Raw genomic sequence first — 25,207 nt, forward strand, 5'->3', positions numbered from 1 at the left:
GATAGACCAAAAATCAAGAGGATTTCCTACTGGAAGTCCGTCGGCTAATACCAGAGTTCGATCTAGTTCCGCTTTACAAAATAAATTTCCCAGGTTAGGATTTTGCCCGCATGAAAAAAATAGTTCCTCCGGAAGCGTTGCAATTTTTAGCGTCTATCCCCTTGTTCAAGGGTCTCCCGAGAAAATTACTAGTCTTACTTTATGGTCACATAGAAGAACGAAATATCCATAATCACACTGTCCTTTATTATAAGGGAGAGATCTCCAAGGAACTCTACCTAATCCGACATGGCGAGGTGATGATTACCTTAGGCGAGGCAGGCAAAACGGTTCGATATCTGGGAGAAGGCGACGTATTCGCAGAGAATAGTGTTCTTACAAGGACGGCTCATACAGGTTCGGCAACCGCGATACTGGATACATTATTGTATGTTTTGGATGGTGAATATTTTCTAAAATTAGCCGCTAAAGAAAGAATACTTTCCCAAAACTTAATGAGGCTGATGGGAATGAGAATGAGAGAGGTGATGGAAGATTCTTCCAGCCCCGTCCATACTTCCAGAAGACTTGTATGCCATATCCCTATAGAAGAAGTAGAAGATTTTAAGATCCATTTGGAATCCATAGTCGATAACGGGAGAAAATCCCACGAAGGTCATGTTTCTCTTTTGAGAATGGATACGTTTAAAGGAAAATCGGTTTCCGACATGATCCGAACAATCGCAGGACTTAGAAAAAAGTCTTCCATACTACATCTTTATTTTAAGAACCCGGTGATCCAACCGGAGCTAGATAAGTTAGTACAACAATGCGATCAGATCGTCTTCTGGGAAGAAAAACCGGAAAGAAATCTAAAGCAGAAAAACGAAATCCTCGGTTATTGGGAACCACGCATCCGAAACTTTTCCGGAAGGACTTCTCGTATCATTGTTTCCGAAAACGGATTAAGAAAACATGAAGAATCCGCGAATCAAAAAATATTTTATAAGGGGGAAACATTCGCCAGATATTTGGTGTCTAGGACCCGCGGGCTTGCATTGGGCGGAGGAGGTGCGAGAGCCCTTGCTCATGTAGGTCTTTTGAAAGTTTTGGAGAGAGAGGGGATCCGTTTCGATTTTGTGAGCGGTTCTTCTTTCGGTGCTGTGATCGGAGCGCTTTATGCGAGGGGAGAAAGCACCGACTCCATCTTCAAAATGATCGGGAAGTTTTTCGGCGGAATAGAAAAACCTTTCGATCCTACTATACCGCTTATCTCATTCTTTAAAGGAAAAAGAATGCTTCGAATGTTAAAGGATGCATTCGGAACCCAATTGATAGAAGATCTAAAGATCCCGTTTGCGACCTCCGCAGTGGATCTTCATAGCGGACAAGAATATGTTATGGACCAAGGACCCATCTGGGAAGCGCTTGCGGCTGCAATGAGTTTGCCCGGGATGTTTCCTCCTGTATTCAAAGGAGATCATCTTTTGATAGACGGAGGCGTGATTAATAATGTTCCCGAAAACCTGATCCGAAAAAAAGGAGCCGATGTCATCCTATCCGTGAATGTTTCCCCACTTAGAGACGAGGGCATTGTTCGACTTTTGGAGGATAGAAAGGTAACCGGAAAATCCTTCTTCAAAAATCTTTGGGAAGATATTACGTATCCTCCGATCCTGAAGATCATGGCCAGAGCCATCACACTAGAAGGAAGAGAGATCACTAAATTGAGAAAGGAAAAGATGGATCTTTTTATCAATTTACATATAGAAGAATTCGCTTTTACAGATTTCGGAAAATACAAGGAAATTATAAAGAAGGGGGAATTGGAAACGGAAGCAGCAATCGGGGATATTCGTAAACTATTCTTCCCTTCAGAAAAATAGTCAGAGATAGCTAAGTATCTTTTCCTGGAGCTTATCGGAATGTTTTCTCCAGGAAAGTTTCCATTCTTCGCTTCCTTTTGGGCCAACTTTATTCGTAAGTGCAAATACGGTCCCGAAAGGAATATTAAAAAGATTGCAAACTTTTGCCAGACCGAAAGCTTCCATATTCTCGAAACCTAAACCTTCTACCTTGATCCTCTCCATAGCGCGAGGACTCAAATCTTCCAAAGTAACGGAACCGGTTCCGTTGGTAGCGGATTCTACAAAATCGTTACCATCGAACGGGAATTTTAGGTCGGGGAACTCGTATTTAAAAGTCATACTTTCAGGAAGTCTGATCTTTTTATCAAGGAAGGCGATCTGATAGTTTGCGAATACTTTTGAAATTCCGAATTTACCTTCCCAATCTTTTCGTGGGATCCAGGTATAAACTCCTGCGGATCCTATCCCGAAAATCGCTTTAGGTTTCCAGTTAGAAGGATCCGAGAGATATTTCTGGAGATTAATGGCGGCTTCCAATTCTCCAATGCCTGCCTCGAAGGTGTGGATCCGAGGATCCGATTTTAATTTGTCTATTTCTCCTGCGAAAGCCGCGCAGAAAAGGATGTCCTGGATTTTAAGGTCGCTCATCTGGTTAAAGAAAGATCGTTTTTATCAGATCTGCATAGAGTTCTGCAACCTTATTTCTTTTCACTTTCATGGTTTCGGTCAGTTCTTTTCCTTTTTCGAACTCCTTGTCTAAAAGGCGAAACTCGACTATTTTTTCGAAATTTTTAAATCCGTTCTTTTCGGAGATCGTCTTTTTGATCAGTTCCTTGTAAAACTTAATCACCCTCTGGTCTTTCACGAGTGTCGAATTATCATTCGGCAGAAGGATTCCTTGGTCGGAAAAATGATCCCTGAGTTTAGAAAAATCAGGCACAAGTAAAACCGCCAAAAACTTTTGGTCTTGGCCAAGAACAACTGCAGTCAGGGCCCAACCGGTTTCTAAAATTTTTCCTTCGATAGGTTCCGGTTCCACATTCTCTCCTGACGAAAGAACGATTGTGTCTTTTGCTCTCCCAGCAAATTTTAATTCGCCGGTTTTGGTCCAAACAAATAAGTCACCCGAGTTAAACCATCCATCCGAAAAATTGGATTGGGTCAGTTCCATATTTTTGTAGTAGCCTGCGGTCACATGAGGACCCTTATGCCAAGCGATCCCTTTGTCTCCCGGTGTGGAAACCACTACGTTTTGTTCATTGACTAATTTGATATGTGCACCTGGAAATACGGGTCCAATCGAGCCGGTTTTTGGGATTGGGAAACTTCCTAAGGCTCCCATACCGGTAGTCTCAGTCATCCCATAAGTTTCTATAATCGGAATTCCCATGGAGCGAAAGAAAAATTGGATCTTAGGAGGCATTGCTCCGGCTCCGCAGAATGCGTATCTCAATTGTCCGCCGAATAGGGCTCGGACCGGTGCGAGAACTTTTTGAGCTACAAGATTCAGGGAATAAAAGATAGGAAGAAGGAGGGTAGCAACCAATGTGTCGGTTAACTTCTCTTCTTTATTCTCCTCTTCCGTTTCCGAATAATTACCGGTGATAGTATCCAAAAGAGAATTATAGGTCTCAGCGATCCGAACTGCTAGTTTAAAAATGGTTAGTTTTATAGGAGAGGATTTGGAAACCTTGTCCCAGATCCTCCGGTATAAAGCCTCCCAGACTCTAGGAACTGAAACAAGAACCGTAGGTTTGATGATCTCGAAATCTCTGGTTAGTTGAGAAACATTAGAGCAGGCGAGGGAGGCCCCCCAAGAAAGAAGTGCGGTTTCTAATATTCTTTCCGCGATATGCCATGGTGGAAGGAACACTACCACTCGATCCGAATAATTTGCAGGCACGAATTGTTGCAGCTGGTCAATCGTCCAGGTAAAAGACCTGTGTTTTAAGACCACACCCTTTGGAACTCCTGTGGTTCCGGAAGTATAGATAATCGTGGCAATATCGTTCTCGCTTAAGGATTCCCCGATTGAATGAAGAAGTGACTTTCCTTTTTTTTCGACCCAGGTTCTTCCCTGAGCGATCGCCGTTTCCAAATCTATAAATTCGATTTTAGGATAGGCTGATTTCAATTTTGGCAATGAAGCAAAATTTTCCTCGGTTTCGATAAGAATTACGGTTTCAAGATGTTTTAATCTGTTTAGGATTTTTCCAAGTTTAACTAAGGTTTGTTCTTTTTCTATGAACGTGATCTTAGATTCGGTATGATCGAGGATGTAAAATATCTCTTCCTCGCTTGCGTCACATCCTCTGGGGACATCCGCGCCGCCGGAACACATTACGGAGAAGGAGCATAATGCCCATTCTGTTCGGTTATCGCAAAATAAGCCTACCTTATCCCCTTTGCCTAGATTTTTTTGTCTGAAAAACCCCGAAAGATTTTCTAGATTCAAAAACCATTCCGAATAAGAGATTCCGGAGAAACTTTTTACTTTTTCATCCCAGATCCATTGGAAGGGTCTATCCTTGTAATGGATACAAGAGTCTCTGACAAGATGATAGATACTTCTTTTTTCCATTGAGAATTAGGGAAGTAAACCCAGAGCTTCCGGCTCGTTCAACATTAAATTTATATTTTGTAACGCTTGGCTCGCCGCTCCCTTCATTAGGTTGTCTAAGGCCGAAACGATTGTGACATTCTTTCCTCTTTGCCTCAGGCTTATATCCAGGAAATTGGTATGTTGCACTTTTGCGAGATCAATCTCTTCCGGAGTTTTTCTGATCCGGATAAAAGGCTCCGATTTAGAATTTTCCGCAAGAGTCTCTAAAAAAGGCAGATTTTCCGAATTAGCCTCTAGATAGATCGTGGATAGAATTCCTCGATACACAGGAAGTAAATGAGGCACGAATAAAATTTCGGGTTCTAAGAGTCCGGATCCGGTAAAACAATACTCTTGGATTTCCGGTTCATGCTGGTGGGTTAAAATTTTGTAAGCCCTGAAGTTTTCGTATACACCATTGAAGGAAAATCCTCCGTCTTCTACTCTTCCTCCGGCGCCGCTGATCCCCGATTTACAATCAGCGACAATCCTCGGTTTGAGCTCTTTTCTAAGCTTACCCAAAAAATACAATGCTAAGATTACGGAAGTGGAGAAACAGCCAGGATTGGAAACGAAGTCCGCACCTTTTAGTCTCTCTCTAAATATCTCCGGAATTCCGAAAACCGCTTTGGCAGTGAGAGAAAAACTCGTATGTTTTAACTTATAGTTCGTTTCGAATTTTTCTTGGTTATGAAGCCGGTATACTCCGGAAAGATCGATTACTTTATGGCCTTTGTCCAGGAATTTGGGAGTAAGCTCTAAGGAAGCATCGTTAGGAACTGCAAGAACTACTAGCGAACCTTTCGGAACCTCATCCTCATGTTTTTTAAAAATGAGATCTTTTGGAGCAATTAGATCCGGAAAAACTTCTGAAAGAGATTTGCCTGCAAGTTTATCACTAGTCACATGCACCGCTTTGTATTTTGGATGGCAGGCGAGTAGTCCTAATAATTCTTTTCCCGTAAATCCGCCTGCTCCGATGATGCTGATCTCTGACATGAGTTTTCCTTTTGACTAACGTTTGAAACAATCCTAAAAATCGGGACTAGGCTTGGAATAAAAAAACGCCGGATGAGGTTTCATCCGGCGGTCAATGGTTTCTAAAAAGAAAGCCAGTAGTAATTAGCCTGCTGCTTTTTGGACTTCTTCTGACGGTTGAGCAGGTGGTAATTTTCCGTCAGGTGCTAAAGGAGGTAATCCGTTCAGATCTCTTACCATATTTTCTATTTGGAAGGCGATTTCAGGATTCGATTTTAGATATTCTTTAGCAGCTTCTTTTCCTTGGCCTATCTTTTCCGTATTATAGGAATACCAGGCCCCGGATTTGCTAATAATGTCGTGTTTTACGCCCAAGTCAACGAGAGAACTTTCTCGACTAATTCCGGTGTTAAAGATTATGTCGAATTCCGCCTGACGGAAAGGAGGTGCCATTTTGTTTTTTACAACTTTTACACGTACCCTGTTTCCTGTGGCTTCTTCCTTCTCTTTTAAGGTTTCAATCTTACGAATATCCAAACGGATCGTACTATAAAACTTTAATGCGTTTCCACCGGTGGTAGTTTCAGGAGAACCGAACATAACTCCGATCTTCATACGGATCTGGTTGATGAATACCACAACCGTTTTGGACTTAGAAATGGTTCCGGTCAGTTTACGAAGCGCTTGAGACATAAGTCTTGCTTGCAGACCCATATGGGAATCTCCCATATCGCCTTCGATCTCTGCCTTTGGAACCAATGCTGCAACCGAATCCAGTACCACGATATCGATCGCGTTACTTCGAACTAACGACTCACAGATTTCTAATGCTTCTTCTCCGTTATCCGGTTGAGAAACAAGTAACTCTTCGAGATTCACTCCTAGTTTTTTTGCATAAGCAGGGTCTAGGGCATGTTCTGCGTCTATAAATGCGGCGACGCCGCCTCTTTTTTGGCATTCGGCAATTGCAGAAAGGGTTAGGGTAGTTTTACCGGAAGACTCTGGACCATAGATTTCAACGATCCTTCCTAATGGATATCCACCCACACCTAGGGCGATATCCAAATCTAAGGACCCGGTAGGGATCACAGGGGCAACTATGCTTGCGGATGCGGCTCCTAAACGCATAATAGAGCCCTTACCGAATTGTTTTTCGATTTGGGTCATTGCCTGATCAATTGCCTGGCGTTTGGAATCGTCCAAACCCTGTGCTTCTTCTTTTTGCTTTTTCATGGATTCTTTAGCTCCTTCTCTTGCCAAGACCCGGTTCCCCCTCAGATAAAACTGCGTGTACTTTTTTTATGGGAATCCAATCTTTTCTAATAGGAAGGATACTCTTAGTCCCGGACAAATTCCAGGTCAGATCTAAAAAACCTTCCGATTCCCTGGGAAAAGTTTCCGTTAAAATCTCTCTTATGTCACCCAAAAAATTCGGTCAGGCGTGAAAAAAATACAAATATATGTATAGCAAATGGAGTTGTAGTGAAATTAGCCCGAAAAATCTAGGCTTAATCGGACAAAAATCCCTTCTCGCTCTTCTCCTTATCGGTCAAAAACGTGATTTCCGCCTTATGGCTTCTTCTCGTTTGCTCTAAAAGGAATTTCCAGAACCTTCTGGCATATAATATAAATATAATAAAAGAAGCCAATACTAGGAGTATTTTAGAGAGAAGTAATATATAGAATGCTGAAAGATTATGATTGGGGAAATAGAAGAGTTCCGTTTTGTTTTCGGAAAAGTTTTTTACATTTCCACCGCGTTTTTTGTCTTCTTCGAAATATGTATGCATCTCTCCGATATCCAAATCCTTGATGGGAAAATCAGGGATCGTTTTGTATAATAAAAGTGCCCCCGATTCGGAATAGAGTAGAAAGCTTCCTTGTAGTTTTAACTCTCCCCATTTAGGTAAAGGGCGATAGGGTAAACTTCGGAAAATATATCTAATTGAGACCTGGCCTGTCTCGAATTCAAAATAAGAATCCGGGAAATTTCCCTTATCGTAAAATAGGGTCTCCCATTCTTTTCCGGGGAATCGGATTTGAACTCCTTCGAATCTGTCTAGGCTTTCTAGATCTTTTTTTAGTTTTTCCAATCCAAGTTTTTGTTTTTTGTCCGGTTTTAGATCGGTTTTGAGAAACAAATCCAAACTTTGCTCGGAGTCTTTTTTCAATTCGGCTATATATTCGGCACTTAGATTGCGAATGATCCTTTCTTCGGCTAAAATTGGATGTCCGGCCCATATTAAGAATGAATTCCAAAACTCATCCGTGGATTTTTCGGAAGCACTAAGGCTTAAGGGATAGGGAAGAAAGAAAAGCAAAAAGAAGAATCGGAAAACCTTTGACATGGATGGCTTTTATCCTGTAATACTCAAACCATAATCGAAAACCCTGAGCTGAAAAGCTTTAAAAATATGAGCCTCCAAGAACTACACAAAATCCAAACCACTAAATCTTCCTGGCAGGATTTTGTGGAATACAGCATTCATACTCCGTTTTATACCGAAACAAAGGCGAAAACCCAATCCTTAGTAGAGGCGATTCAACTCACATTATTCCATGATTATCTTTCCACTTTTTCTCCGGAGGAAAGATCCGAATTTCTTTCTTCTCCGAATGCGCTCCAAGCATCTGCTGAAAAATTCGTGAATATTTTAGAAGGTGTGCGTTATTCCCAAGATGGATACAATCAAAAGGAAAGGTCCATGTTTTTGGGAATGTTAAAGTCCTTATTGAAAGAATATAAGGTGGATGAGAATGGGGAAAGAAAGGATTTGGAAAGATATCATTTCTATCGTTGTATCATTCGTTTTTGTTCGGATAAGGATTATATCCTTAGAGTGTACGAAAAATACAAATCTTATCTTTCTCAAGGCAGTGGGGTATAATGGCCCATAGGACATTGGTCGTTTCTCCGGATTGTCCTATTTGTTCCGTATTGCGTGGGACAAAGATCCCAGGTTTCATTCACCAAAATTCTTCCTTTATCATCCGACATGCTCCTGAAGATAAAAAAATCCCGGGCTATCTATACATCGAACCGATTTCCCATAGAGAAAAATATTCGGACTGGGACTCTAAAGAGTTCCAGGACTTAGGAGAAACATTTTCTTTTGCGACCGATTGGATCCAAAAGAAATATTCTCCTCCCAAAATTTATACCGTCTTGATCGCGGAAAAAGTGGCACATATGCATTTTCATCTTGTTCCGAGATATGAAGATATCAAAGGACCGGAGTATATCCGATTAGCGTTGGAAGGTTTGGCTTCGGCTCCGGTCGGGATACCATTCCCTACATTCGAATGAGCCTTTTTCCTTCCGTCATTATCAAAAAATTTCTGTCTAAAGTAAAAGGTTATGAATCAATCCAATATAGAAACTCTGATCGACGCCGGTAAAAAAAGAAAAGCGGACTTTGTCGAAATTTATGAAGAAGAATCCAGAAATTCTTCCATAGCACTCAGAGACCAAAAAATAGAACAATCACTTGCCGCAACCGATTATGGGATCGGGATCCGATTGGTGTACGGAACAGACGTATTGTATGCATATACAAGCAATGATGACCAACAACATTTACTTTCTTTAATACACTTGCTCGCGGATTCTCGCGGAGAAGTAACCGATGGCTCGGGAGTATTTACACTTCCGGGAGATATTTCCAAATATTCTTTTTCTAAGAATATTCATGATCCAAGAAAGGTTCCTCCTTTCAGAAGGTTGGAACTTCTACAAACTGCGGATTCAGTCGCAAGAAAAGTTTCCTCTAAGATCATACAAGTAGGGGTGAGCGCTTCCGATATAGTTACGAATGTTCTGATTGCTAACTCGGAAGGGCTTTGGGTAGAAGACCTAAGAGTCAGAAGTAGATTTTTTCTCTCTGTCACGGCCGAAAATAAGGGAGAAAGATTCGTAGCAAGCGAATCTCCGGGGGCTCTTAAGGGATTCGAATTTTTCGAAGGATTACCTGTAGAAGATCTAGCTAGGAAAGCGGGAGAAAGAGCTCTCTTTATGTTGGATGCCGGTTATATAGAAGGTAAAAAAATGCCTGTTGTAATGGGCAACGGTTTTGGTGGAGTAATCTTCCACGAAGCATGCGGTCATCCTTTGGAGACGGAAGCAATACGGAAAAAATCTTCTCCCTTCGTTGGAAAACTGGGAGAACAAATCGCAGGATCCTGTCTGACTGCGTATGACGATGGTACGTTAGAAGAACAGTATGGTTCCTTGAAAGTAGACGACGAGGGAATGCCTACACAAAAAACACTTCTGATCGAAAACGGAATTTTAAAGGCTTATCTAGCAGATAAGATCGGATCCATGGAAACAGGTTCGCCAAGAACCGCAAGCGGTAGAAGAGAATCATACCAGTATGCACCTGTTTCCAGAATGAGAAACACGTATATCGAAGCAGGAAATGATTCCTTGGAGGAAATGTTTGCCTCCGTGGATTTCGGACTTTATGCAAAAAGAATGGGCGGAGGTTCCGTAAACCCGGCCACAGGAGAATTCAATTTTGCGGTGGAAGAAGGTTATGTGATCCGAAATGGAAAGATCTCCGAGCCTGTAAGAGGAGCCACCCTGATCGGAAAAGGTCATGAAATTCTTCCTAAAATTTCCATGGTAGGAAAAGACTTGGAATTGGCCGCGGGGACCTGTGGTGCTTCTTCCGGATCAATTCCTGTTACCGTTGGACAACCTTCACTCAAAGTGGATGAGATCCTAGTGGGGGGAAGATAATGGATTTGGAACAAGCAGCCGGATTCGTATTGGAGGAAGGAAAAAGATACGGAATCGATTCCTTCGATCTGATTGCCACAGACTCGGAAGATATCGGGATCGAAGTTTTCAAAGGAAGGATTGTTTCCACGGAAACCTCTCGCTCTCGAGGAGTAGGTATTCGGGTTCTCAATAATTCTCGCCCGGGATATTCTTACAGTGAACGTTTTAGTAAAGAAGCTCTTTCCCGGATGATAAGAGATGCCATGGACCAGACAGAGATCACGGATCCTCTGGACATGGAATTGCCGGGACCAAAACCTTTGGCGGAAGTGGATCTAAAACATTATAATTCCGAATTAGAAAAATTGGATTTTTCCTGGATGAGAGAATTAGGCCAGGCTTTGGACCACGCCTCTTGGGAGTCCGATAAAAGAGTGGAGAATGTTCCGCATGTAGGTGTCGGAAAAAGTTCCACCCAAAGTTTGATTGCAAATTCGAACGGTGTATTCGTTAAAAAAGAATCGAATGTGGCCTATTGTGGGACCGGGCTTGTAGTTGCGGAAGGTGATATCAAGAAGATGGGAAGTTATTATCGCTCCGGCAGAGATATTTCTAAGTTCGATCCATCGTACATCGCAAAGGAAGCAGCAAATAGAGGGACGGAACTCTTAGGGGCAAAACCTCTTTCCAGCGGTGTGTATACTATCCTTTTAGGAAATCGTATCAGTCCCCAGATATTCGGGATGTTCTCCTCTCCTTATTTTGCGGACGCGGTCCAAAAAGGTTCCTCTCGTTTGGTCGGAAAACTGGGTAGCGAAGTTGCTTCTCCTATATTAAGTCTTTATTGTGAAGCTCATACTCCCGATTATCCGGGTTCCCGTTTGGTGGATGCGGAAGGAATTCCCACATCCGCACGCACAAAGGTTTTGGAAAATGGGGTACTCAAATCGTATCTATATAATTTAGAATCCGCCAAAAAGGACAATGTGTCTCCTACGGGTCATGGTGTTCGTTCTTATTCAGGAAGAGCTGGCACTTCTTTTTCCAATATGATCGTTCCTTTGGGAAATAAGACAAGGGAAGAATTATTAGCATCCGATTCTCATTGTATTTTAGTGACTAAGTTGGAAGGTGGAGCAGGTTGCAGCGCGGTTTCCGGAGAAATTTCCATCGGGATCCAAGGGATCTATTATAAAAACGGAAAGCCGGAACATGCAGTGGACCGTATCACGATGAATACGAATTATTTCGATTTACTTCATAAGATCCAAGGGATATCAAACGAATATTCTGACAGTTACTCTTCTATCAAGATCCCTGATATTTTGATCTCGGAAATTCACATAGCAGGTTAATCATGTCGGAAGAAAGAAATAAACCCGAAACATACTTACTTTCCAGAGAATTAGAGGAAGCGGTCCAAGTTGCCGAGATCACAGCAAGACCCCTATTATTAAAAGGGGAACCCGGAACTGGAAAATCCCTTTTAGCGGATTATCTTTCGTTCAAAACCAAAAAAAAATTATATTCTTGGCATGTAAAATCCACCTCGCTTGCCAAAGAAGGTTTATATTTTTATGATGCCGTTTCTCGGTTGAACGATTCCAGATTTACGGAAGACAAGGAGAAGGTCCGCAATATCGAAAATTATATAAGATTGGGGGCCTTAGGCGAGGCATTTTCCGCGAACGAACCTTCCGTAGTATTAATCGATGAGATAGATAAGGCGGATATAGAATTCCCGAACGATCTACTTTTAGAATTGGACAGAATGGAGTTTGTAATCCAAGAAACGGGTCGTAAGATCAAAGCGGTCCATAGACCTTTAACGCTCATCACTTCCAATAATGAAAAAGAACTTCCGGCGGCATTCTTGCGAAGATGTATCTTTCATTATATCGATTTTCCGGAACCTGCTTTTATGGCGGATATTGTATCGTCTCATTTTCCGAAGATCGAATCCTCCCTTTTGAAAAGGGCGCTCGAATCCTTCTATGTGATCCGAACCATGGATGATATGAAAAAAAAGCCTGGCACAAGCGAACTACTGGATTGGATCCAAATTCTAATTCACATGGGTGCAAAACCTCCGGAAGACGGAAGGATACCTTATATAGGCGCTCTTGTAAAGAATGAAGAGGATCTGAAATTGTTCAGATAAATGTTTTGTTTTTCCCGTTTTTCTACAGACTGAAATCTTCAGGAGTCCCGATCTCCACTGTGGAACTCCTGGATTTTCTCAAAGCGACTGAGGCACTTACCCGAAACAAAACATTTCTCTCTTTAAACGAATTCTATAGAGTTTCCAGACTTTGTCTCGTAAAAGACGTTAAATACTACGACGCGTTCGATCTTGTATTCACCGAACTCTTCGGAGAAAGAGGAGTTCTAAAAGAATCTTTCCGTAAGGAAATGATGGATTGGCTATCTAATATATTCGAAAATCCGAATAAACTTCCACCAGGCATGATCTCTCCGGAAGAACTCTGGAAAGAGTTTTTGGATAGGCTCCGGAACCAAAAAGGGGAACATCATGGCGGAAATAAATGGATCGGCACAGGAGGAAGTTCTCCTTTCGGTCATTCCGGTGTAAACCCTGGCGGGGTCCGCATTGGCGGAGAAGGTGGGGGTAAATCCGCGATTTTCCAGGCGATGGAAAGAAAATACAAGGACTACAGAACGGACGAGCAGTTGGATGTTCGACAGATCAAGATCGCACTTAAAAAACTCCGGAATTTAAGAAAGGAAGGAATTCCTGAATTTCATCTCCCTAAAACCGTGGATGCTACCTGTAAGAATGCGGGAGATCCAGAACTTGTATTCGATCGTACTAGAAAGAACGGGATCAAAGTACTACTTTTAATGGATACAGGCGGGAGTATGACTCCTTATGCGGAACGAGTGAGTAAACTTTTTTCGGCAGCCCACCAAATGAATCATTTTAAGGAATTCGGACATTATTATTTTCATAATTCCGTTTACGATTCCGTGTATCCGAAGGGAGATTTGAGATATCCGATTCCTCTGAAAAATCTTTTTAAAAAACATAAGGATGATACAAAGCTCATCATAGTGGGAGATGCATACATGGCTCCCTACGAACTCTTGGATCCGGCTTACGGCTTTTATCATTCCAGATTTAGACAAGAAACCAGACTTCCTGAACATCCCGAATCGGGACTAGACAGTTTTAAAAGGATAAAATCGCATTTTAGCAACACGATCTGGATGAATCCCGAGCCGAAACGATACTGGGATGCACCAACAATTTATGAACTGAAAAAAATTTTCCCCATGTTCTTTCTAAGCGTAGACGGACTAGAAGAAGGGATCCGAGAACTTCTCGGAAAAAGATAATTAAAGTTTTGAATAGTCGCTATGCTCCTGTAGCCCGACATCGGTTATTATTAATGAGTCTATTTTTTAAAGTCGGACTATAGTCGCTTTGCTCCTGAAGCCCGACATCTATTATTATTAATGAGTCTATCTTTAAGGTCGGACTATAGTCGCTTTGCTCCTGTAGCCCGACTCGGTTATTTATAATCAGTCTATCTTTAAGGTCGGACTATAGTCGCTTTGCTCCTGTAGCCCGACATCTATTACTTTTAATGATTAAGGTCGGACTTTAAACTTATATTCAATAGTAACCTCGTCCTTTGCGGTTGCAAATAATAGACTGGGTCTTTCCACATCAAAATCGCTCATCAAGACCTGGAATGTTCCGGAAAAAATCGTCTCTTGTCCTTCTTTTTGAATTGTTGCCACTGATTTAACGGTTTTGGTTTTTCCTTTGACGGTCAAGTTTCCGGTGATCGTCCATTCGTTTTCTTTCGCAGTGATAGAGGTGCTTGTAAAACTAATATTTGTGATAGTCGGATATCCTAAAGATTCGATAATATGCTCGTCACGGTCCGAGTCTCCGGATTTGATCTCCTTTAGCGGTATCTCGATTTTTATAAGTTTAGGGATTTGTAAACCACTAGGCCCTTGGGTCAAAGTTGTAGGACGTATCGTAGTCCCCGAACATTTTCCATAAACGGTTTTAAACGGATGGATTGCTATAAAATTGATCTGGGATTCCTGTAGTTTTAATTCTTCCGAAAACACGGAAGAAACACTTAAGAAAAATAAAACTAAAAAAAGAAATAGATTAGGCATGTAGATTGCTCCTAAAAATAAACCTGCGATAGAAATATGAAAATCCGCAATATTCTACCCGAGTCTTAAGGCAGATTTCAGAAAAGAAAATCATTAATTTGAAAGAAAAATATAAAGGAATGAATCAATTATATTGAGGAATAAAAAAAGATCCAAAAGAAGGTCGTTTGTTCCCGGATTTTGAGAATGCGGATCTTTCCTATAGTTCCTCGCAAAACTTAGGCGCTTCGAACTATCTTTTACTTTGGACTTTTTTTAATACTTCCGTTACAGCCTGCGTATATCCGTCAAAAACTCCCTTATCATAGTCGGAAAGGGACTTGTATGTTAACCCTGAAAATTCTTTTAGAAGTTTGGAAAGTTCTTCTTCTATTACGTTTTTGCGAATATATACAGTTTCGAAATGGTTCGGATGCATAAAGTTTATCCGTAAAATTCTGATTTAAGCCTAAAGCCGATCTCTTTCTGGTATTTCATTAGAAACTTGGGATATTCTGTTTTCAACCAATTTATTGCCTCTCTGTATCTAACGTATTCTTTTTCCTTACGTTTAAATTCGGGACTATGAATGGAGTTCTGCCCGTTTTTGATCCGAGTGGGGAGAATATGATGTAGGATTTCGTGATGTACTACATGCTCCAGAACAAAGATCGGGACTTCCTTATGGTCCAGAATGGGACTGATCCTTATATTCATATTTCGTTTTTCGTAACTACCCAGTCTCCTTTTGCCTAAACGATCCGCCCAGCCTATTGAAAGTAGCTTTGTATCCATTTTAGGAAAGTAAGAAGAAGAAATTTCCTCCAAAATTATCTTTAGATCGTAAACAACTCCGTTTTCCCTCAATTTTTTGAATTTTCCAGGTCCGGATTCGGGGATTGAATTTAAGAAATCCGCAACTTCTTCCTTCCAGATCTGTTTTGGTTTGAGTCCCAATAATTTGGAAATGAGTAAATGTACAAAAGAGAAAATCGTTTTTTCTCCGGCATCCATTAAGGAAGTATGAAATTTGGCGTTTAAGATCCCATTACGATAGGATACGGAGTGATTTCCGTTTTTGTACGGATAAAATTTAAGTTCTACGGATCGGATATTGCTGTCTTTGAAACGTCTGGACCTTACTTTCAAAGAATCCCAACTGGAAATCAAAAGTTCATCCCAGTTCCTGTCGGGAATAAGATTAGGAACCGAAAAACTCTCTAATTCTTTTTCTGGCATCGGAATCATTTGGTTTTTGGTCGTTTTTAGAGGAAGAAGGGCCGCTCGTTTCCTCTTTTTTACTGATAAAACTTTTATCTAATACGTTCTCAGGTTCCTTGATCTCTTCTATAAATCTGGAAACCCGATTGAAATATTGTGAATTTTTCTGTTGAGAGACCTGAGGGTAGGTGAGGACTAATTTTTTCTTGGCTCTGGTTATCCCCACGTAAAATAATCTTCTTTCTTCCTCTAAGTTTTTTTCTCCTCGTCCGGAAGGAAAGGAACCTTCGGAGACATTTAATAATACGACCGTATCGAATTCTAATCCTTTGGAAGAATGGACTGTGGATAATACCAATCGTTCGTCCTCTTCTTCCGGAGAAATTTTATCCAGACTTCGACTAGGACCTTCTAAACTCATATCCACCAAAAACTCGTGGAGAGTCTCATATTTTTGAGAAAGAGTTAAAAATGCATTCAGGTCTTCTAATCTTCTTTTGAAATCATCATATTTTTTTTCGAGTAAAGGAGAATAATAATCTATGAATTTCCCTAAGAGTTTTTTTAGATCTTTTTCGGATTCATTGATTAAATTGTATAATTCTTTTAGATATGATGCATTGGAGCCTTTCGATTCGGAAACGATCCGGTCCAGATTTCCACCCGATTTTTCCAGGTCCGTCAGAATGGATCTGGCTTTTGCGGCGCCGATCCCGGGCAAAAGAAGTAAAACTCTTAGCCAAGAAACCGAATCCGTCTTATTCTCCCTAATTTTTAGAAGAGAAAGATAATCCTTTGCATGTGCGCTTTCTACGAACTTCTTCCCGCCGAATTTTAAGAACGGGATATTTCTTTGAGATAAGACTAACTCCAATTGGTTCGAATTCCACCCGGATCTAAAAAGAACCGCCATGTCTTTTAGCGGGATCCCATCTTCTCTTCTTTCCAAAATGAGATCGGCAATTCCTTCCGCTTCATCCAATTCGTCCGAAAATCCGACTAGCATGGGCTTTAGAAAGTCTTCGTTTTTGGTATATAGATATTTCTCGTATTTTTCCCTAAAATTAGACAACACCACGTTTGCCAGATTTAAAATGGATGGGGTGCTTCTATAATTTCTTTCTAGATAGATCGTTTTGGTCTTTGGGAATAGTTTCGGAAAATTGAATATTCCGTTAACATCCGCTCCCCGAAAAGAGTATACACTTTGTGCATCGTCTCCTACTACCAAAATGTTTTCGTGATCCAACGCGAGTAGGCAAGCGATATGGGCTTGGATCTGGTTCGTATCTTGGAACTCATCCACCATAATGTATTTGTATTGTTCCGAAACTTTTTTGCGAACCGTTTCGTTTTTATTCAACAGGTCCCTTGTGTAGATTAAAAGATCATCATAATCGAATAAGGATCTTTGCTTTTTATAGGCTGAGAACTCCTGGAAAATTTTGCGAATAGCGGATTCTTGGTCTAAAAATTTAGGATATTCCGCTTCTAATAGTTCTTCCAAAACTTTTCCGCGATTGATAATGGCAGAATGGAGTGAGATTAAAGTATCGTTCGATGGGAATCTGGACTTCTGTTTTGTATATTCTCCTTCCGTTCTCAAAAGTTGGAAAATATCAGAAACATCCGACTCATCCAGAACGGAAAACTGAGAGGAAAATCCAAGCACAGGCGCATATTTTCTGAGGATATGACTTCCGAAAGAATGGAAGGTTCCCCCGTGAACTCTAGCACAACGTTTGTCTAAGAGAGAAACCGCTCTGGAGAGCATTTCTTTTGCCGCTTTTCGAGTGAATGTGAGAAGTAAGATATTTTCGGCTGGAATGCCGGATTCGACCAATTGGGAGAGTCTGTGAACGATTGTTTTTGTTTTACCCGTTCCGGCTCCGGCTATTACTAAAACCGGGCCGTTAAGGGTCTCGATAGCTTCCTTTTGTTTTTCGTTAAGTGACTCTAAGGAGGCAGCCATCGAAGATCAGTGGTGGTGATGTCCCCCCTCACCATGAACATGTCCATGACTCACTTCCTCGTCGGTTGCAGTCCTGATATTAATGATCTGAACATCAAAGATCAGATCCACGCCGGCTAAAGGATGGTTTCCATCCACAATCACCGATTCTCCCTTGATATCTGTAATCGTATAAACCGTATCCGGTTCGTCGGTTTGGAACATCATTCCAATACTCAATTCTTCGCCTTCCGGGAATTGACTTTTCGGTACGTCGAAAACTAATTCCGGATTTTTTTGCCCGTAAGCATTATCAGCGGAAACAGAAATTACTTTTTTGTCTCCTGCATTCATACTTTTGATTTCATCTTCTAAGCCGGAAATGATCTGTCCGGTTCCTTCCAGATAAGAAAGAGGATGGCTTCCTTGGGAAGAATCGATCTCGTTTCCTTCTTTATCTGTTAATTTATAGTGAAAAGTCACTACTCTTGGGTTCATTTATTGCTCCAACCGGGGTTAAGCCCTTGACGGGTAAGGGAGGAAAGTTCCGGCACGTGATTTAAGTTAGTATATTCTTGGAAGATCCCAGGACAATCAGATTTTTGAGGATCGGTTAAAAGTCGTAGGAAATTTCGACTCCGAAATTCTCCACATCCTTAATAAACTGTTCTACACGATTTGCTAAAAAGAACCACGAATCCCGGTGAACGATATCACTTAGAAAATTCAAAAATCGATTGGTATTCCTAAGAGCAAATTCCCTGTCCTGAGTATAATTTAGAAGAACTGTATATGCCAAAGACTTTAGTACTTTATCATTTGCAGCTAATTCGAAATACCCAGGAATATCAGGCTCGAATAAACTAAGCCTGGTTTTGGCATTGCCTTCCGTTACATATAGATTATAATCTGATGAGTTTGGAACTCTGTCGGCTGAGTATACTTTCATTTTAGGCAACTCCTCGTCCAAAACCAGAGGAAAACTTGGTTTCCATTTATAAACATACCCACAAAAAGTCAACGGGAAAGAATAGTTTTGGCATTTCTTCGCCACAAACAAATCGGATGTTTCGTAACATTTAGAGAATGTTTTACGAAACCTTTCTGGAATTATCTGTTGGACGGAACATTCTTTGCACGTCCAATCCGTAGCTCTCCAGTAAGTCCAAAATTATAACATCCGAAATCCCTAGTCGAAAATAAATTTTTGCTAATAGTACAAGATTCTGATGGTTTTCAGGATCTCTATATAAAAGCTTTTCGGAATATGTTTTAGCTTTCTCCAATTTTCCCGTTTTCCAAAACGCCCAAGCCGTTATATAAGCCAGATCGGTATCGGTAGGATCGTCTATACTTAGTTCGGCGAATAAACCACAAGCGATTTTCTTGTCTCCTTTTTTCCATAAAAGGATCCCTTTTTGGAGTTTTTTCCTCTTGGAAGTCTCTTTCCATATATCTCTGGATTTTTTATTAGGATCTTCTTTTCTAATAATACGGACTAAACTTAGATCATCCATATAATCACCGTACACATTCATTTTGGTCTTTAAAAGGGAAAGATCCGCTTTTGTTTTTGATACTTCCAGTAGGAACGGTTCTGAAAAAGAACGTATTTCTTTTGTTCCTGTTTTTAGTCTCAGATCTTCTCTTCCATCTGAGCCGAAAATGAGAGAATCGTTCTCCTTTAAAGAAATACAATATACTTTTGGGATCTCTTTTACGAATGGGATCCCCATTTTGTAAGAGGTCTCTTTTTCTATACATCCTGAAATATTGTTCCTTAGAAGAATAGAAGGCGGATGTTGGGCGTTCAGAAAGAAGATACACGAATTTTCCGAATCTAAAAGTGCCAGGATACCGGTTGCAAATAGGTTTCCATCAAAAATTTGAAATAACCGGTGGATCTTTTCATATAAGGAGACGATCCAAGTTTCAGGAGTATAATATCCGGATGATGAGACCTCGATATGAGATTTAAACATGGAGTAGGCGAGTAGTGCGCCCGTTGCTCCTTGTAGCGATTTTCCCATAGCATCTGCATTTAGAATAGCTAAGAATGTTCTCGTTCCGATTCGGATCTCTTCTAGACACACTATGTCCCCGCCAATTTCTCCCGGTTTAGATTTGAATTCGAATGTTTTGAATTGAGAGACCAAGGTTTCGATTTTAAAGTCTCCAAAGATCTCGATCTTACTTTTAAAACAAGATTGTAGGATACTACTCATTAGGAAATAGTCCCCGTCTTGTTTTTCCTTCAAGCTACTCACATAAGTAAGGCTTTCGAGTAATTCTTTTGTTTTTACTTTCACTTCTTCCTGTAATTTTACGTTCCAACTTTGAAGTTCCTTTTTCATTTCCACAAATCTATTGGAAATCCGAAAAGAGCAGAATAATAAAAATCCCAGAATAGAATATTCCGAACTTCTGGGAAATGTGATCCAGGCCCGAGCGGAAGCAATATCCAAAAGAATAGAAACGACTAAAATACAGACGGCTCCCCAAAATCCGGCACCATCTTGATGTACGGATCTTGCTCTTAAGTTTTTAAAAATGATCCAGATGTATAGGATCCAAGAGGGTTGGAGGAGGGAACGATTTAGTTGGTCTAATTCCAATGGACTGGAGCAATATCCGAATAAAAAGGATAAAAATACACTCCATAAAGCCAATGGAAATTCGAATGGATAATGGCGACCCCGGCAAAAGTCAGAAAAGAAGAACGTAAAAAAAGGAAATAAAAAGCTTAAAGAAATATATTCCACTTTTTTACATACGAGAAAGTCCCAATCTAATTCGTATTTCCATTCCGACCCGAAAAAGGAAAACTGAAAGAAAAGGATCAGAAATATCCCGAAGTTGAAATGGGTTCCTAGTTTTTTTTCCTGTATGGAGAGAAATACCAAATAGATCCCGAGTATTAGAAATGTAGAGATGAGAATTAGATAGTAGATCTGAAATGTATAATGTTTCCGGAGGACCACCTTTAGATTTCCAATATTTGGGACTACTTCTAAAATTCCGAGTTCGTTCTCAAAATATTCCGAAACTAAAATTTCTAGTCTGTTTTCCGTTTTAGCTTGGTGGATCTTGTAAATTTTCTTCTTATCATAACTAAAATTAAACTGCTTGTTTTCCTCGCTTCTTTCGGTAAGAAGGATTCCATTCCAAAAAACTTTTGTACCTTCGGAAGTTTTTCCAAGAAGTAGAGCGATATCGCAGCTAGGAATTTCGGAGAAATGGATCGTTTTGGAAATGTGAAGAACGGAATATCCTAAACCGGAAAAATTACCGGGCAAAAAAAAGGTACCGATCTTCTTGCCGGAAAGATCTGCAACTTGCCAACCGGATTCCAAAAAAACGGAAGATTTACATGGATCCGTTCCTTTATTTGATGGGAATAGACTTGAATGGATCCATTCTCCGTATTCCAAAGAATGAAATAATAGGTTTGTTCCGATACTGATCAGAACGGAAAATACGCAGATGCCTAATTTTGATTTCATACCTGCCTCCAAGAAGACCGGTATGAAATCGATTGTACTGATCGTACTTTTTTAGTTTTGTTCCGTTCCGATCCTGGTGGCCGCTAAATAACCTTCTAACATGGCTCTTTTGGCGTCTATTCCGGAAGCGTCTTTTGCACCACCGATCAGGTACGAAGGAATATTATTTCTTTCCTTTCTGAACGTTTCGTATAAAGAAGCGTCACTTGTTTGTCCGGCGCAAAGAATGATGGAATCACATTCTAAAGTTTTGGCTCCTTCTTTTTTGGTCTCGATCACAAGACCTTTTTCGGTTACTTCCTTATAGGTGAGCGAGGAAAGGAAATCCACTCCCTTGGATTGTAATTCCTGTAGAAGAGCCCATGAAGTAGTTGCTCCAAGGCCTGCTCCCACTTTGCCATTCCTTCTTAAGATGGAAACTTTTCTGCGAGCGGTTTCCGGTTGGATCGCAGCCTGTGTATAAGAGTTCACATTGTACTTATCAAAGTAGGTGGAAATATCCGGATCCTTCTCTTCGGTAAGTTTATGAGCTACGTCTACACCGATCCCACCGCCACCAATGATGGCAACCTTGGAACCGGGTTTGAATGTTCCGTTTAAGAACTCCACATAACTTGCATGCGGTTTTTTTTCCAAACCGGGAAGATTTAAATTCCTTGGAAGAACACCGGTTGCAAAGATTACCGCATCCGGTTTTAACTCATCCAATAATTTAAGATCCGCTTTTGTACTCAGACGGATATCCACTTTTAAACGAGGAAGTTCGTTTTTGAAATAGCGGATAGTTTCATAAAATTCGAATTTACCCGGAATCGAAGCCGCAAGATTGAGCTGACCTCCTAGTTTTTCGGAAGCTTCTAAAAGAATGACCTCATGACCACGTAATGCCGCCACTCTTGCGGATTCCATTCCACCTGGACCGGAACCGACAACTACCACTCTTTGTCTTTTTGCCTGAGGAAGAGATTTCCATTCCAGCTCCCTATTTGCAGAAGGGTTTACTAAGCAAGAAACCATTTCTTCTTTGAACGTATGATCCAAACAAGCTTGGTTACAAGCAACACAAGTATTCACTCTTTCTGTTTGGTTTTCTTTGATCTTATTTACGATATCTGCATCCGCTAAGAATGGTCTTGCCATACTCACAATATCCGCTTCACCTGCATTCAATACTTGGATGATCGTCTCCGGCATATTGATCCTGTTGGAAGCGATGATCGGAATTCCTGGAACTGCATTTTTTATTTTTCCGGCGATCTTTGCCCAAGCACCTCTTGGAACAAGCTGAGAGATGGTAGGAATACGAGACTCATGCCAACCGATCCCGATATTGAGCGCGTCCGCTCCTGCTTCTTTTAACTCGGCGGCAAGTGCGATCACTTCTTCAAAACTAGGATTGCCTGGGATGAGATCGATGCCTGACATTCTTACGATGACCGGATAGCCGGGACCTACTTGTTTACGGACTTCCTTCATTGTTTCGATCGCAAATTTTCTGCGGTTTTCAGACGAACCACCGAACTCGTCGGTTCTTTTGTTGGTTACTTCGGAGAAGAATTGGTTTACCAGATATCCTTCGGAAGCCATCACTTCCACCGCTCTAAAACCAACTTGTTTTGCGCGTAATGCAGACGATCCGAAATCGCGGATGGTTCTCCATGCATCGTCCGTAGAAAGTTCTTTTGGTATGAAACGATTGATAGGGGCGCGTAACGCAGAAGGAGCCACGAGTTCTCTGTGATAAGCGTACCTTCCCGCGTGGAATAACTGAGCGCAGAAAATTCCCATCGGTTTTAGAACGGAAGCGACTTTTTCAAGCTCTACACAATCTTCTTCCTTCTGGAAATCGAAAAATATATTGGAGCCTTTGCCTTCCGCATTCACCGAAATTCCTCCGGTGGTGATCAGTCCTACTCCGCCTTCGAACCTTTTGCCATAGAAGGCAGCCATTCTATCTGCGGTTTGGGGCATCCCCTCTAAACCCAAGTGCATGGATCCCATGATAATACGATTCGGTATAGTTTCGGCTCCGATGGAGATCGGGCGAAAGATTGGAGAAATATCCAAAGAAGACATTCACAGTCCGCCTTTCTTTTTATTTGAGTAGAACAGTCGTTCTACTAAGAAAGATTTTTAACTGAATTTGGAAATGGCAACGGTTTTTCTAGGAAATTTGAAAATAGATACCGAACATGATTCGGCAAATCGATTTCAATTTATGGAAAAACGATTTAACGCGGAGATATACGCTTGAGAACAAGCCTCAATAATATCGGTAGAGCTTGCTTTTCCTACGACTCTTTCTCCATGTTTTTCTAAAGTAACGGAAGCTTCTGCCAAAGCGTCTTGACCTTCCGTTACCGGAGAGATCACGAGTTTAATGAGTTCCACATCGGAGATAGTTGCCTTCTGGATCGCTTTAAAGATAGAATCCACAGGACCATCACCCGTTGCCGATTCTTCTTTTATATTTCCTTCAATAGACAGTCGGATACTTGCGGTAGGTGTACTTTTCGTTCCCGTAGTTACATGAAAACTTTCTAATACATATTTGTCGTTGGAGGACTTTCTGGATTCGTCCGCGAATAACGCACGGATATCCTCGTCGAAAATTTCCTTTTTGCGGTCCGCGATCTCTAAAAATCTTTGGTAAGCCGCTTCCAATTCTTCCGGATGAGGACTAAATCCTAAACGAACGATCCTGTCTTTGAAACCGGCTCTTCCACTATGTCTGCCGAGTACCATTCTATTAGAATGGATCCCCACACTTTCCGGCGTCATGATCTCATAGGTTTCTCTATTTTTCAAAACACCGTCTTGGTGGATCCCGGACTCATGGGCAAATGCGTTCGCTCCTACAATCGCTTTATTCGGCTGAACCACCATCCCGGTGATCGTTTTGACCAAATAAGAAGCCTTAGCGATCTCTTCTGTTTGAATCCTAGTTTGGATCCCGAATTTGTCCTTCCGCGTACGAAGAGCCATTACGACTTCTTCCATAGCGGTATTGCCGGCTCTTTCTCCGATCCCGTTTACGGTACATTCTACTTGCCTTGCTCCATTCTGGATCGCAGCGAGACTATTGGAAGTGGCAAGTCCTAAATCGTTATGGCAATGTGCAGAGAAGATCGCTTTCTCACTTCCTTTCACATTTTGGATCAGGAATTTGAATAATTCTCCGTATTCATACGGTGTTGTATATCCTACGGTATCCGGAATATTGATCGTAGTCGCACCGGCTTCTATCACTGCCTCGCAGAGTTCTCTTAAAAACGCAGGCTCGGAACGAGTCGCGTCTTCGGGGGAAAATTCCACATCGTCCACATGATCTCTGCAAATCTTGACCGCTTCCACAGCCATTTTCAAAACCTCGGAAGGATCTTTTCCCAGCTTGAATTTCATGTGAATGGGAGAAGATGCGATAAAAGTATGAATTCTTCTTTTTTTGGCGGGAATGATTGCTTTGGCAGCTGCCTCTAAGTCGGGACGAACGGCTCTTGCTAGTGCCGCGATAATCGGACCTTCTACCTCTCTGGAAATTCTTTGGACTGCCTGGAATTGGACCGGGGAAGAAACCGGGAAGCCTGCTTCGATCACGTCCACATTCATTTTGGCGAGTTGGAGTGCGATCTCTATCTTCTCATTCTCGCTCATTGCCGCACCTGGGCATTGTTCTCCGTCCCGGAGAGTGGTATCGAAAATCCGAACAAAATCCAAATTTGAGTTCATATGCTTGGAAAACTTCCCTAACTCCAAAATTATAGTCTGAATTAGGCCGTAAACCGAATAATAAACGGTTTTTGGCTTTCGGAGATTAGACTCAAGATCATGTCTCAAAACTTTCTCAGTTTCTATGGGGCTAGCTTACAAGCGGATGATTGTGCGGAAGCAGCAAGGCTTTACTTGGATCTTTTTGGCGGGGAAGTCCAGGCGTCCAATCCTGGTCATTCCGAACTACTTTTTAACGAAAACCAAAGAGTGATCTTTAGTAGGGAAACAGAAGAATGTCCTGTTTCTCCCGGAACCCTAGTCTGGAAAATTGCAATAGAGAAGGTTCCTGCTTTCGAAACCAAACTTCTGGACTCTGGATTTCAGAAGGAATCTACATCCGAGAAATACTCATCTTACTTGGACCCTTGGGAAAATCGAATCTGGTTGTATTACTAAAGCGAATGAGCTAATCTCCGTGTCCTCGGTGATCTCCGTGTGCACCCTAAAAATATTAAGAAGGTTTTTCGCACAGAG

23 protein-coding genes are annotated in these 25,207 nt (G+C 41.3%); 9 read left to right on the forward strand and 14 right to left on the reverse strand.

The window, feature by feature from the left end; all coding sequences use genetic code 11:
- Window positions 1-110: 110 nt before the first annotated feature.
- Window positions 111-1,865, forward strand: coding sequence for a patatin-like phospholipase family protein (locus AB3N61_RS08345; protein ID WP_020768479.1), 1,755 nt, complete (start codon window positions 111-113; stop codon window positions 1,863-1,865).
- Here AB3N61_RS08345 and AB3N61_RS08350 read toward each other — a convergent pair whose 3' ends face one another.
- The 4 genes from AB3N61_RS08350 to recA form a co-directional block, all read right to left on the reverse strand.
- On the reverse strand, window positions 1,866-2,495 hold the full coding sequence (locus tag AB3N61_RS08350) for a phosphorylase (RefSeq protein ID WP_020768129.1): 630 nt from the start codon (window positions 2,493-2,495) through the stop codon (window positions 1,866-1,868).
- A gap of 4 nt (window positions 2,496-2,499) precedes the next feature.
- Window positions 2,500-4,428: an AMP-dependent synthetase/ligase gene (locus AB3N61_RS08355; protein ID WP_367899024.1), complete on the reverse strand. Its 1,929-nt coding sequence runs from the start codon at window positions 4,426-4,428 to the stop codon at window positions 2,500-2,502.
- Between the two features lie 6 nt (window positions 4,429-4,434).
- Window positions 4,435-5,448, reverse strand: coding sequence for an N-acetyl-gamma-glutamyl-phosphate reductase (argC, locus tag AB3N61_RS08360; protein ID WP_367899025.1), 1,014 nt, complete (start codon window positions 5,446-5,448; stop codon window positions 4,435-4,437).
- Window positions 5,449-5,571: 123 nt separating this feature from the next.
- Window positions 5,572-6,660 (reverse strand): recombinase RecA, encoded by a 1,089-nt coding sequence (recA, locus tag AB3N61_RS08365; protein ID WP_036088836.1) that lies wholly within the window; start codon window positions 6,658-6,660, stop codon window positions 5,572-5,574.
- Window positions 6,661-6,728: 68 nt separating this feature from the next.
- Here recA and AB3N61_RS08370 point away from each other — a divergent pair, with 68 nt between their 5' ends.
- The gene (locus tag AB3N61_RS08370) at window positions 6,729-6,872 is read left to right on the forward strand and encodes a hypothetical protein (protein ID WP_367899026.1); all 144 of its coding nucleotides are present in this window, start codon (window positions 6,729-6,731) and stop codon (window positions 6,870-6,872) included.
- Between the two features lie 63 nt (window positions 6,873-6,935).
- Here AB3N61_RS08370 and AB3N61_RS08375 read toward each other — a convergent pair whose 3' ends face one another.
- A complete protein-coding gene (locus tag AB3N61_RS08375) occupies window positions 6,936-7,775 on the reverse strand; it encodes a hypothetical protein (protein WP_367899027.1) in 840 nt (279 codons plus the stop codon).
- Between the two features lie 66 nt (window positions 7,776-7,841).
- Here AB3N61_RS08375 and AB3N61_RS08380 point away from each other — a divergent pair, with 66 nt between their 5' ends.
- From AB3N61_RS08380 to AB3N61_RS08405, 6 genes are read left to right on the forward strand one after another with little or no spacing between them, the layout of a single operon-like run.
- Window positions 7,842-8,315 carry a hypothetical protein gene (locus tag AB3N61_RS08380; RefSeq protein WP_020768166.1) on the forward strand — a complete coding sequence of 158 codons (474 nt, stop codon included), beginning with the start codon at window positions 7,842-7,844 and terminating at the stop codon, window positions 8,313-8,315.
- On the forward strand, window positions 8,315-8,734 hold the full coding sequence (locus AB3N61_RS08385; protein WP_020768204.1) for an HIT family protein: 420 nt from the start codon (window positions 8,315-8,317) through the stop codon (window positions 8,732-8,734). Before AB3N61_RS08380 ends, AB3N61_RS08385 begins: the two co-directional genes overlap by 1 nt.
- Before the next feature lie 51 nt (window positions 8,735-8,785).
- Window positions 8,786-10,168 (forward strand): TldD/PmbA family protein, encoded by a 1,383-nt coding sequence (locus AB3N61_RS08390; protein WP_367899028.1) that lies wholly within the window; start codon window positions 8,786-8,788, stop codon window positions 10,166-10,168.
- Window positions 10,168-11,505 (forward strand): TldD/PmbA family protein, encoded by a 1,338-nt coding sequence (locus tag AB3N61_RS08395; protein WP_367899029.1) that lies wholly within the window; start codon window positions 10,168-10,170, stop codon window positions 11,503-11,505. The genes AB3N61_RS08390 and AB3N61_RS08395 overlap by 1 nt, the downstream gene beginning before the upstream one ends.
- A gap of 2 nt (window positions 11,506-11,507) precedes the next feature.
- Window positions 11,508-12,311, forward strand: coding sequence for an AAA family ATPase (locus AB3N61_RS08400; protein WP_020768455.1), 804 nt, complete (start codon window positions 11,508-11,510; stop codon window positions 12,309-12,311).
- Between the two features lie 5 nt (window positions 12,312-12,316).
- The gene (locus AB3N61_RS08405; protein ID WP_367899030.1) at window positions 12,317-13,507 is read left to right on the forward strand and encodes a VWA containing CoxE family protein; all 1,191 of its coding nucleotides are present in this window, start codon (window positions 12,317-12,319) and stop codon (window positions 13,505-13,507) included.
- Between the two features lie 255 nt (window positions 13,508-13,762).
- Here the strand turns inward: AB3N61_RS08405 and AB3N61_RS08410 are convergent, their stop codons facing one another.
- From AB3N61_RS08410 to AB3N61_RS08450, 9 genes are all read right to left on the reverse strand, one after another.
- Window positions 13,763-14,308: a YceI family protein gene (locus tag AB3N61_RS08410; RefSeq protein WP_367899031.1), complete on the reverse strand. Its 546-nt coding sequence runs from the start codon at window positions 14,306-14,308 to the stop codon at window positions 13,763-13,765.
- A 232-nt stretch (window positions 14,309-14,540) separates the two neighbouring features.
- On the reverse strand, window positions 14,541-14,726 hold the full coding sequence (locus AB3N61_RS08415; protein ID WP_020768520.1) for a hypothetical protein: 186 nt from the start codon (window positions 14,724-14,726) through the stop codon (window positions 14,541-14,543).
- Window positions 14,727-14,731: 5 nt separating this feature from the next.
- Window positions 14,732-15,535 carry a SprT-like domain-containing protein gene (locus AB3N61_RS08420; protein ID WP_020768208.1) on the reverse strand — a complete coding sequence of 268 codons (804 nt, stop codon included), beginning with the start codon at window positions 15,533-15,535 and terminating at the stop codon, window positions 14,732-14,734.
- Complete coding sequence (locus tag AB3N61_RS08425) at window positions 15,489-17,480, reverse strand: ATP-dependent helicase (RefSeq protein WP_367899032.1); 1,992 nt, start codon at window positions 17,478-17,480, stop codon at window positions 15,489-15,491. The genes AB3N61_RS08420 and AB3N61_RS08425 overlap by 47 nt, the downstream gene beginning before the upstream one ends.
- A 6-nt stretch (window positions 17,481-17,486) precedes the next feature.
- The gene (locus tag AB3N61_RS08430; RefSeq protein ID WP_020768513.1) at window positions 17,487-17,957 is read right to left on the reverse strand and encodes an FKBP-type peptidyl-prolyl cis-trans isomerase; all 471 of its coding nucleotides are present in this window, start codon (window positions 17,955-17,957) and stop codon (window positions 17,487-17,489) included.
- A 115-nt stretch (window positions 17,958-18,072) separates the two neighbouring features.
- A complete protein-coding gene (locus AB3N61_RS08435) occupies window positions 18,073-18,408 on the reverse strand; it encodes an LIC14007 family protein (protein WP_020768422.1) in 336 nt (111 codons plus the stop codon).
- A gap of 142 nt (window positions 18,409-18,550) precedes the next feature.
- The gene (locus AB3N61_RS08440) at window positions 18,551-20,962 is read right to left on the reverse strand and encodes a SpoIIE family protein phosphatase (protein WP_367899033.1); all 2,412 of its coding nucleotides are present in this window, start codon (window positions 20,960-20,962) and stop codon (window positions 18,551-18,553) included.
- A 51-nt stretch (window positions 20,963-21,013) separates the two neighbouring features.
- Window positions 21,014-23,029 carry an FAD-dependent oxidoreductase gene (locus tag AB3N61_RS08445; RefSeq protein ID WP_367899073.1) on the reverse strand — a complete coding sequence of 672 codons (2,016 nt, stop codon included), beginning with the start codon at window positions 23,027-23,029 and terminating at the stop codon, window positions 21,014-21,016.
- 144 nt (window positions 23,030-23,173) lie between these two features.
- A complete protein-coding gene (locus tag AB3N61_RS08450) occupies window positions 23,174-24,691 on the reverse strand; it encodes a 2-isopropylmalate synthase (RefSeq protein WP_367897323.1) in 1,518 nt (505 codons plus the stop codon).
- A 99-nt stretch (window positions 24,692-24,790) separates the two neighbouring features.
- On the opposite strand from AB3N61_RS08450, the gene AB3N61_RS08455 reads away from it, so the two are divergent.
- The gene (locus AB3N61_RS08455; protein WP_367897324.1) at window positions 24,791-25,129 is read left to right on the forward strand and encodes a hypothetical protein; all 339 of its coding nucleotides are present in this window, start codon (window positions 24,791-24,793) and stop codon (window positions 25,127-25,129) included.
- Window positions 25,130-25,207 lie beyond the last annotated feature (78 nt).

Source organism: Leptospira sp. WS58.C1 (assembly GCF_040833995.1).
Classification (GTDB): Bacteria; Spirochaetota; Leptospiria; order Leptospirales; family Leptospiraceae; genus Leptospira_B; species Leptospira_B cinconiae.